The sequence below is a fragment of the Pseudoalteromonas sp. S1727 genome, from assembly GCF_005886375.1.
Taxonomy (GTDB): Bacteria; Pseudomonadota; Gammaproteobacteria; order Enterobacterales; family Alteromonadaceae; genus Pseudoalteromonas; species Pseudoalteromonas haloplanktis.
This window is the reverse complement of the sequence record NZ_PNDT01000229.1, coordinates 1-630: the sequence shown is the minus strand read 5'-3', so window position 1 is coordinate 630 and position 630 is coordinate 1. Positions and strand designations below refer to the sequence as shown.

Here is a 630-nt window from a genome sequence, read left to right as displayed (position 1 = left end):
ATGATTGGCCTTGAAGCGGGTCAATCTGCGTTTGGTGATTTATATGCATGGTTTAAAAACCTGATGCTATGGCCAACTCGCCAATTAACAAATCTAAACGACGTTGAACAAAGCTTGATCAGCAAAATTGAAGATTCAATTTTAGTTGATTTATCTAAAGCTGCCAGTGCGTTACCGGTGAAAAACACTGACGTAACAGCACTTGACTGGGTCAACGGTCGTCGCACTCCTGATGCTGATCAAAGCGTAGCAATGGCCATGACGGGCATGAAAATGGGCACTGATGCGCCGCAGTTCTTTAAAGCATTAGTTGAGGCGACGGCCTTTGGCGCTCGCGCCATTACTGAGCGTTTTCAAAATGAAGGCGTGCCGATTGAGTCGGTGGTGGTGATTGGTGGTATTTCGAAAAAGTCTGACTACGTAATGCAAACTTGCGCAGATGTATGGAATTGTCCAATTGATGTGCTTGAAAGCGAGCAAAGCTGTGCGCTTGGTGCTGCAATTATGGCAGCAGTTGCTGCTGGTGAATATGCAAGCGTTGCAGATGCTCAGCAAGTTATGGCTTCAGCTGTGTGTCATCAATACCTACCGAACCCTGAGCGAGTTGAATTTTATACAGAACTCTATGCT

General features: G+C 45.9%; 1 protein-coding gene. It reads left to right on the top strand.

Annotation, left to right across the window (positions count from 1 at the left end; genetic code table 11):
- A partial coding sequence (locus CWB85_RS21785; RefSeq protein ID WP_249314957.1) for an FGGY-family carbohydrate kinase occupies positions 1 to 630 on the top strand: 630 nt, incomplete at both ends.